The sequence below is a fragment of the uncultured Oscillibacter sp. genome (assembly GCF_910587525.1).
Lineage (GTDB): Bacteria > Bacillota > Clostridia > Oscillospirales > Oscillospiraceae > Oscillibacter.
On the sequence record NZ_CAJULS010000013.1, the window covers coordinates 23255 to 31113 of the forward strand.

Consider the following 7859-nt stretch of genomic DNA (forward strand, 5'->3'; position numbering starts at 1 on the left):
TCACTCCGCCGATTTCAGCCGCACCGGCAGGACCATATACAAAAAGTTATCTTTCTCATCCGTCGGAACGATGATCGCGGGGGAAACTCCGGTATTCAGTTCAATTTTCACTGTGTCTGCAGGAGCGTACCGCAAGGCCTCCATGAGATAACGGTTATTGAAGCCGATCTCCAGGCCGCCTCCGTCGCCGGAGAGGCGGCAGACGTCCTTGGCCTCGCCGTTGCCGGTCTTGGCGGAGAGGAGGACCTTGTCATGGTCAAACACGCACCGCACCGGGCTCTTCAATTTATCGGAGATCACCACGGAAACCCGGTCGATACTCTGAATCAGGGACTTGGTCTCCGCTGTAACAGAGATGGGATTGGCCCGGGGAATGGCGTTCTTATAGTCCAGGAATTCTCCCTCCAGCCGCCGGCAGATCAGCTCCGTATCACCCACCTCAAACAGAATATGCCGCTTACCCAGGGTGATGGAGGCAATCTCCTCCGTATCGCCGCAGATACCCTTTACCTCGTTGAGGGCGGCGCCGGGAGCGACGAAGGAAAAGGCCCCACCGGCCAGCTGTTCCAAGGGCTCCCGGCGGACAGCCAGACGAAAACCGTCTACGGCCACCATGGTCAAACCTTTTTCACCGACCTCAAACAGGGCGCCGGTGTGAACCGGGCGGCTCTCATTGGTGGAGACGGCAAAGGAAGTCTCCTCGATCATAGCCCGCAGGGTTTTCTGCTGAATGGAAACGGCGTACTCGTCCTCCACCTCCGGCAGATCCGGATAGTCGGCGGCGGACAGGCCCAGGATATCAAAGTCCGCATCTCCGCAGCTCAGGTGGACCATCTGCCGGTCATCGGCGGAGAAGGTAACCGTATCGTCGGGCATCCGGCGGATGATATCTCCGAAGAGGCGTGCGTTCAAAACCATCTCTCCCTCCTCCGAGACGATGGCGGAGATTTTGGTGCGGATTCCGGTATTCATATTGTAGCCGGAAACTGTCAGCTCCTGCCCGGCCCGGAGAAGAAGTCCCTCCAGGGCAGGAATCGAGCTTTTGGGAGCCACTGCGCGGCTGGCGACGGCGATGGCGTTTTGCAGTAGCGCCTTTTCGCAGGAAAATTTCATCATAGCGGTCGTTTCCTTTCGTTCAGAATAGAGGAAATTTCGTTTTTAAAAAAGAAAACAAATGATTTTGGAAGAAATAGAAGCCGTAGAAAAAAACGATGTGGAAAAAAGAGAGAAACCGTTGGAGTGGAAGGGATCCGGTCTCCACAGAAAATGAGACGCCTTTCCATGGATTTCCCTGTGGTTTTCCAAAAAGGAAGCTTTCCACAGAAAAGTTTTTCTTTTCCACGGGAAATGTGGAAAAATGGGATCAGCGCTTGGAGTTGATATTGGTTTTGATCTCCTTGATTTTTTCGGCATAGGCGGGGTCCTTCTTCATCTTGTCCTCCACTCGCTGAATGGAGTAGAGAACGGTGGAGTGGTCCCGGTTGTCAAAGACCTTTCCGATGTCCACCACGGAGAGGTTTGTCATGGAGCGGATGAGATACATGGCGATCTGCCGGGCCTGAACGGCGTCCCGCACCCGCTGCTGGCCCCGGATCAGAGACTCCTCAACGCCGTAGTGCTTGCTGATATAATCCAGAATGGCCTCCGGCGTGGGAATGTACTCGCTGCTGCGCTTCAAAATGTCCTGGATGGCCCGGGAGACCGTATCCTCGTCTGTCTCGCTGCCGAGAAGGTCCTTGTAGGCAAGGAGTTTATTTACGATCCCCTCCAGCTGGCGGACGTTGGCGGTGGCCTTCTCCGCAATGGTAAAGGCTACCTTATCCGGCAGGTTCATCCCCAGGATGGCGGCCTTGTTTTTGACAATAGCGACCCGGGTCTCAAAGACAGGCGGAGCCACGTCTACCAGAAGGCCCCACTCAAACCGGGTGCGGAGGCGGTCATCCAGCAGCGTCATCTCAGAGGGCGGCCGGTCGGACGTCAGCACAATCTGGCGGCCGGATTCATAGAGGGTGTTGAAGGTGTGGAAGAATTCATTCTGCACCTGTTCCTTGCCGGCCACAAACTGCACATCGTCCACCAGCAGCAGATCGGCGCTGCGGTACTTGGCCCGGAACTCACTGCCCCGGCCCGCCCGGACCAGTTCGATAAACTCGTTGATAAAATCGTCTCCCTTGATGTAAACGATTTTGGAGCGGGAATCGTCCCGGCGGATAACGTTGGCGATGGAGTTCAAGAGGTGGGTTTTGCCGAGGCCGGAGTCCCCATAGATCAAAAGAGGGTTGTAATTCTGGGCCGGGTGCTCTGCCACGGCCATGGAGGCCGCATAGGCCAGTTTGTTGGACGGGCCCACCACAAAAGTCTCAAAGGTGAACTCCTCAGAGGTGAAACGGTCCTCCTTTTTTTTCTCCGCCGGGCCCTTGAACTCCGCAAAGCCGTCGTCGTCCAGGATGGACACCTCGAAGTCCGTGGAGAAGATGTCCCGCAGGGCGGCCTTGATGTTTTTTAAAAACAGGGATTCAATATAACCCTTCTTAAAATCGTTGGCGCAGTGGAGATAGAACGTGTTCCCCCGGATGTCCACAGCCTCCAGCTCGTCGAACCAGGTGGCGATGGTGGTCTCCGAGAGGTCCTGTTTCAGCTGCACCAGAATGTTGGCCCATATGTCGGCTACAGAATTCAAAAGGAAACACCTCTCTTTTTTCGTTTCAATGGAAAAAGTATCGTGAAAAATGGACAAAATAATACAATTCATTATAGCAAAAAAAACAAAGAGAGGCAATACTTATTCTAATATAAAAGATCAAAAAATATTGTTGGAATTGGCGCAAGATTTAGATTTTTTTTGAAAAACAGGCGCTACATGTAGAAAATCTTTCGAAAAAGGGAGAAAAGGGGAGAATTTCAGGGAAATTTGAAGTTTATCTTGACACCTTTTGAAAAAGAAGGTATACTATCCAATGCGCTTCCTGTGTGAAGCGCCGGTTAAAGTTTACTGCGCCGCTTTCCGGATGGAGAGCGGTGTCGAGTAAGCGCCGCCTGTGGGCGGACGCAATTCTGACAGGAGGTGTCTCGAAATGGCTACGAAACGTACCTATCAGCCCAAGAAGCTCCACGGCCAGAAGGTCCATGGCTTCCGCAAGAGAATGGCTACCGCCAACGGCCGCAAGGTTCTGGCCCGCCGCCGCGCCAAGGGCCGCGCGCGTCTGTCTTACTGAGCACAGTGCGCGGGAGACACTTGAACAACGTCTTCAGGGACGGCTGGAATTTTTTGGATTCCTCCGTCCCTAAAAGAGTTTTTGTTCAGGAAAGCTGGGGAATGAAATGAATCGGGCGTGGAGCATAAAAGAAAATTATGAATTCCGCCGGATATATCAGCGGGGAACATCGGCGGTAAGCGGATCCATGGTGGTGTACTGCCGCAAAAACAAGCTGGGCCGCAACCGCCTGGGGATCACCGCCTCCACGAAGATCGGGGAAGCCGTAACGAGGAACCGGGCCCGCCGCCGGCTGCGGGAGGTCTACCGTCTCAACCGGGACAAGCTCCGGGAGGGGTGGGACATCATCCTGGTGGCCCGGGGGCGGACAGCGGCAGTTTCCTGGAAGGAGCTGAACGACACGTTTCTGCGGCTTTGCCGGAAGCTGGAACTTCTGGAGGGCGGCAGATGAAGCGGGTTTTCATACTTCTTATCCGGTTCTATCAAAGGGCAGTTTCTCCCTACAGGCCCCGTTGCTGCAATTATATCCCCACCTGCTCCCAGTACGCCCTGGAGGCCGTTGAGAAATATGGCGCCCTCAAGGGTGGCTGGCTGGCATTCAAGCGGATTCTGCGGTGCAATCCCTTTCACAAGGGGGGGTATGACCCTGTCCCTTAGAGGATTTCTCCTCGCAGGGAGGGGGGAGGCCTTTCCTGCCCTGGCGTGCGGGGTGGATTTCAGACATGGGGATAGCTGGTCCAATGCACCCCCCATTTTCTTTTTGGCGCAGTCAAAAAGAAAACCCTCCAGAGGGCCTTCTCGCCGCTTCGCGGCTTACCTTGGCGGGCCATGCACGGTCCAAAAGAAAAACCGCTTTTGCCGTGCAGAAGTCTGCCGCTCGGATTGAAGGGCGCGCAGCGGATCTGACTGTTGGATGCACTGTCTCTGCCCCTCTTCCCGCGCTTCGCGCCTGATCCCCACCGTGTAGGATAATCTGCTCCGTTCCCGCCCGTATTCCCACCCCGCGCCGCCGCGGCGCGATTCCCCCGTCCCCCGCAGGCCGGCAGAAGAACCCTCTGCCCAGGACGCACTCATCCAGGCGCGAAGCGCGGGAAGAGAAGGAAGTCCATGCGTCCAAGCACCAAAACAGCCTCGAGGGCAGTCGCAAATGTGGCAGAGCGCCCCCGCCAGGTACGCTGTCAGGCGCATCCGGCAGAAGATCTGCAAGATTCATGGGCACTGGTTCAGACGAGCCCCCGTATCTTGGGCGAAATTGACCCCTGCGGTCAAATTCAGCCCCAGCGTCTTTTTCTCTTTTGGACCGTGCACCCCCCGTCCCGCCCCCGTGGGGCGGCATCCCCACTTTGGAGGAAACGCCTATGTTTTCAACCATCGGATACTATATCTGTATCCCCTTCGCAGCGCTGCTGCGGCTCTTTTACAACTTGACAAGCTCCTACGGCCTGTCCCTCATCTTCTTCACCCTGGTCATCAAGTTGGTGCTGCTGCCCTTCCAGATGAAGTCCAAGAAGAGCATGGTGCGTATGAACCGGATGTCCGGCAAGATGCAGGAGATTCAGAAGAAATACGCCAACAACCAGATGAAGATGAACGAAGAGATGCAGAAGTTTTATGCCGAGGAGGGCATTAACCCCATGAGCGGGTGCCTCTGGAGCTTCATTCCCATGCCGATTCTGATCGCCCTCTACTATATTATCCGGGAGCCGGTAGTCTTTTTCATGAATTTCGGCAGCCGCTCCGCCAACCTGGAGGTGCTCCAGAAGGCAAAGGATGTGGTTAGTTCCCTGGGCCTCTCCTGGTCCATGCTGAACGACGCCAAGGACGGCGCCTATGCCCAGATCGAGATCATCCAGCACATCTCCAGCAACGCCGATAATCCCATTGTCAGGACCTTCCTGGCGGAAAATCCCAATTGGGTCAACGTGGATTATCACTTCTTGGGGATGGATTTGACCACTCTTCCCAGCAGCGCTTTCAGCGCTTTGAAATCCGGCATGACCCCCGCTCTGATCGGCATTATCCTGATCCCTATTCTCTCCGGTCTTTTGAGCTTCCTTTTGAGCAAGGTTTCCATGGCCGGCAGCCAGAACCAGGGCTCCGCCGCCGCCAGTGGCAAGACCATGATGCTGATGATGCCTTTGATGAGCGTGTACATCGCCTTCATCATGCCCGCAGCTTTGGGCGTTTACTGGATTGCCCAGAGCGCTTTCTCCATCATTCAGGAGGCTGTCCTGGGGAGATTCTATACCCGAAAGATCCAGGAGGAGGAGGACGCCCGTTTTGAGGCCCGGGAGGCTGACCGCAAGCGCCGGCAGGAAGAGGCCAAGGTCCTCCAGGAGAAGCAGAAGCAGCAGGCCGCTCAGAAGAAGTCTTTGAAAGAAAAGCGGCAGGAGGCCCAAGAGGCCAAAATGCGGGCAAAAAAGCCCAGCACCACCGAGGCGGGCCGGGTCGGTGAGCGCCCCTATGCCCGCGGCCGCTCCTACAAGGCGGACCGCTACGATACGGAGGATTGAGGACCCTTATGAGAGAGTTTATCGATGTAACGGGTAAAACTGAGGAAGAGGCCATCAGCAAAGCCCTGGCACAGCTGGGCCTGGATCGGGACGATGTGTCCGTTGAGATTCTGGAGCGGGCGAAGTCCGGCTTTTTAGGCATTGGCAGCAGTCCCGCCCGGGTTCGTGTTTACCACGGCCCTGAGGACGGGGAGAAGACCGCCCCCAAGGCGGAGGCGAAACCTGAGCCGGAGCCCAGGCAGGAGACCAAAAAGGAATTCAGGCCGGAGCCCAAGCCCCGCCGGGAAAAGCCCAGGAAGCAGGAGCCCAGAGAGGACAGGCCCGCCGCCCCCAGGGCGGAGGCGCCCCGCCCCGCCCCGGTCCCTGTGGATCTGGGTGAGGAAGTGGATGACGAGAAGTCCCGGGCCATCCGGACCTTCCTGACCGGCCTTTTGGAGCATATGGAGTGCTCCGCGGAGATCCGGGTCTATCAGCCGGAGAAGGGCCGCTACAAAGTCATTCTGGAGGGAAAGCAGATGGGCACCCTGATTGGCCGCCGGGGCGAGACCCTGGACGCCATCCAGCAGCTCACCAGCTACTCCGTCAACCGCTCCGGCGGCAGCCGGGTCCGGGTCCAGCTGGACGCGGAGGGCTACCGGGAAAAAAGGGAACAGAGCCTCCAGCATCTGGCGAAAAAGGTGGCGGGGAAGGTGGTCAAATACCGCCGCAGCGTCACTCTGGAGCCCATGAACGCCTACGAGCGACATGTGATTCACACCGCTCTCCAGGATGTACCCGGCGTCACCACTTATTCCACGGGCACTGAGCCCAACCGGCGGGTCATCGTGGCCTACGACCGGACTACCCATTGATGCAGTTCCGCAGTCTCAAAGAGCCGCCCATACCGGGCGGCTCTTTTCAGCCTGTGGAAAAACGGAAAGATTGAATCATCCTATTTCCCTTATCCTTCGTGCTGCTCTTGATAGTTAGCTGAATCCCCCGTCAAATTGCCAGCGCTTATTTTTGATTGTGGGTGCCAAGTGCTGATTCAAAAATTTCCACAGCCCCCTCTGCCGTATGCTGTTTAATAAGGCCCTCTTTCGCACTTGCTTTGATGCCGATTGTATTGCCTTCAATCCAAAGTACGGCAAAAGAGGGATTCATATTGGCAGTTCCTGCGAAAATAACTCCAGAAATCGTTTTGTTAAGAAAACATTTGTCAAGGGGGATTTCACCCAAAGATGAAATTCCCCCGGTAAACTGAAAGTTGTATTACTCCTCATCAAGACTCTTTTCTTTGTGGAGCAGGGTCATCTTCTGTAGAGCCATCAGGTTAAAATATCCAACTGTTTATAATCCGCGATTCTTTTCCCGACCTCCTCCCAGGAGAGGCAGTCGCGAACAAAATCATAGTCGCTCCAAATACGCTGGAGCTCCGCCTTGATCTGAGGAACATCCTCCAACCTGTCTGCGCCGGAGCGAATGTAATAGTCGGGGAGCAGGGCGCAGGCCACAATGCTGCTCTCGGCCTGGGGCAGTTCCTCCGCGCCCTGGCTCAGAGCGGCCAGCAGCCGCAGATGGTTGTCGGTGTAGCTGTTCAGCTCCTGTTCCACTCCAAACAGGCCGTTCAGATCGAACAGCTGGAAGGGGGGCCTGCCTGGAACCTCAATCTCACCGCTGTAATAGACCGGCTTGCCGTTGAGCTCATAGAGCGCGTTGCACATATCCATCAGGCGTTGGTAGGCCTCTTGAGAGGGTAAGATCTGGAGGGAGCGAAACATCAGATCAACCGCCCAGTCCAGTTGGCCCAGCACCTCACAGCCTGGTAGCCTGGACAGCCGCTCCCCCAGCCGCACCAACCGGGCAATGGACAGCAGACCCCACACCCGAACCTGGGGGCCGCTCAGTTCCTTCGCCCTGGCCTCAATTTCGGCGGGAATGCCGTTGTAGAACAGCCCGGCCTCATCCTCCAGCCGCCCAATACGGTCAGAGCAATCGTCCATCAGTTTCTCCCCCACCTTATCGTAGATATTGTCATCAGCGCTGTAAATGGTGTCCGCCCGGTGGAGCCACAGCTGGGCTTTATGCAGGTTGCCTGCATCCATAGCGGTCACGCCCAGCTCATAATAGGTTCTGGACACCCCAGCCCAGT

Annotated in this window: 9 protein-coding genes; 5 read left to right on the forward strand and 4 right to left on the reverse strand. The window is 56.2% G+C overall.

The window, feature by feature from the left end:
- Positions 1-1116 (reverse strand): DNA polymerase III subunit beta, encoded by a 1116-nt coding sequence (gene dnaN / locus QZ326_RS02745; RefSeq protein ID WP_295740950.1) that lies wholly within the window; start codon positions 1114-1116, stop codon positions 1-3.
- Between the two features lie 247 nt (positions 1117-1363).
- The gene (dnaA, locus tag QZ326_RS02750) at positions 1364-2680 is read right to left on the reverse strand and encodes a chromosomal replication initiator protein DnaA (protein WP_295740952.1); all 1317 of its coding nucleotides are present in this window, start codon (positions 2678-2680) and stop codon (positions 1364-1366) included.
- A gap of 394 nt (positions 2681-3074) precedes the next feature.
- On the opposite strand from dnaA, the gene rpmH reads away from it, so the two are divergent.
- The 5 genes from rpmH to jag all read left to right on the forward strand — a co-directional run bounded on the left by rpmH (position 3075) and on the right by jag (position 6579).
- Positions 3075-3215, forward strand: a complete 141-nt coding sequence (rpmH, locus tag QZ326_RS02755) for a 50S ribosomal protein L34 (RefSeq protein ID WP_021751147.1) — start codon at positions 3075-3077, stop codon at positions 3213-3215.
- A gap of 106 nt (positions 3216-3321) precedes the next feature.
- On the forward strand, positions 3322-3666 hold the full coding sequence (gene rnpA, locus QZ326_RS02760) for a ribonuclease P protein component (protein ID WP_295740953.1): 345 nt from the start codon (positions 3322-3324) through the stop codon (positions 3664-3666).
- Positions 3663-3872: a membrane protein insertion efficiency factor YidD gene (yidD, locus tag QZ326_RS02765; RefSeq protein WP_295740955.1), complete on the forward strand. Its 210-nt coding sequence runs from the start codon at positions 3663-3665 to the stop codon at positions 3870-3872. Before rnpA ends, yidD begins: the two co-directional genes overlap by 4 nt.
- A gap of 701 nt (positions 3873-4573) precedes the next feature.
- The gene (yidC, locus tag QZ326_RS02770) at positions 4574-5728 is read left to right on the forward strand and encodes a membrane protein insertase YidC (RefSeq protein WP_295740957.1); all 1155 of its coding nucleotides are present in this window, start codon (positions 4574-4576) and stop codon (positions 5726-5728) included.
- An 8-nt stretch (positions 5729-5736) separates the two neighbouring features.
- Complete coding sequence (jag, locus tag QZ326_RS02775) at positions 5737-6579, forward strand: RNA-binding cell elongation regulator Jag/EloR (RefSeq protein ID WP_295740959.1); 843 nt, start codon at positions 5737-5739, stop codon at positions 6577-6579.
- 145 nt (positions 6580-6724) lie between these two features.
- Here the strand turns inward: jag and QZ326_RS02780 are convergent, their stop codons facing one another.
- Positions 6725-6946 carry a hypothetical protein gene (locus QZ326_RS02780; RefSeq protein WP_295740961.1) on the reverse strand — a complete coding sequence of 74 codons (222 nt, stop codon included), beginning with the start codon at positions 6944-6946 and terminating at the stop codon, positions 6725-6727.
- Positions 6947-7035: 89 nt separating this feature from the next.
- A partial coding sequence (locus QZ326_RS02785; protein WP_295740963.1) for a hypothetical protein occupies positions 7036-7859 on the reverse strand: 824 nt, incomplete at its 5' end.

Bases quoted from the DNA above. Each gene is read 5' to 3' on its own strand.
- rpmH (WP_021751147.1), top strand. From the start codon at position 3,075: ATGGCTACGAAACGTACCTATCAGCCCAAGAAGCTCCACGGCCAGAAG.
- rnpA (WP_295740953.1), top strand. From the start codon at position 3,322: ATGAATCGGGCGTGGAGCATAAAAGAAAATTATGAATTCCGCCGGATA.
- yidD (WP_295740955.1), top strand. From the start codon at position 3,663: ATGAAGCGGGTTTTCATACTTCTTATCCGGTTCTATCAAAGGGCAGTT.
- dnaN (WP_295740950.1), bottom strand. From the start codon at position 1,116: ATGATGAAATTTTCCTGCGAAAAGGCGCTACTGCAAAACGCCATCGCC.
- yidC (WP_295740957.1), top strand. From the start codon at position 4,574: ATGTTTTCAACCATCGGATACTATATCTGTATCCCCTTCGCAGCGCTG.
- jag (WP_295740959.1), top strand. From the start codon at position 5,737: ATGAGAGAGTTTATCGATGTAACGGGTAAAACTGAGGAAGAGGCCATC.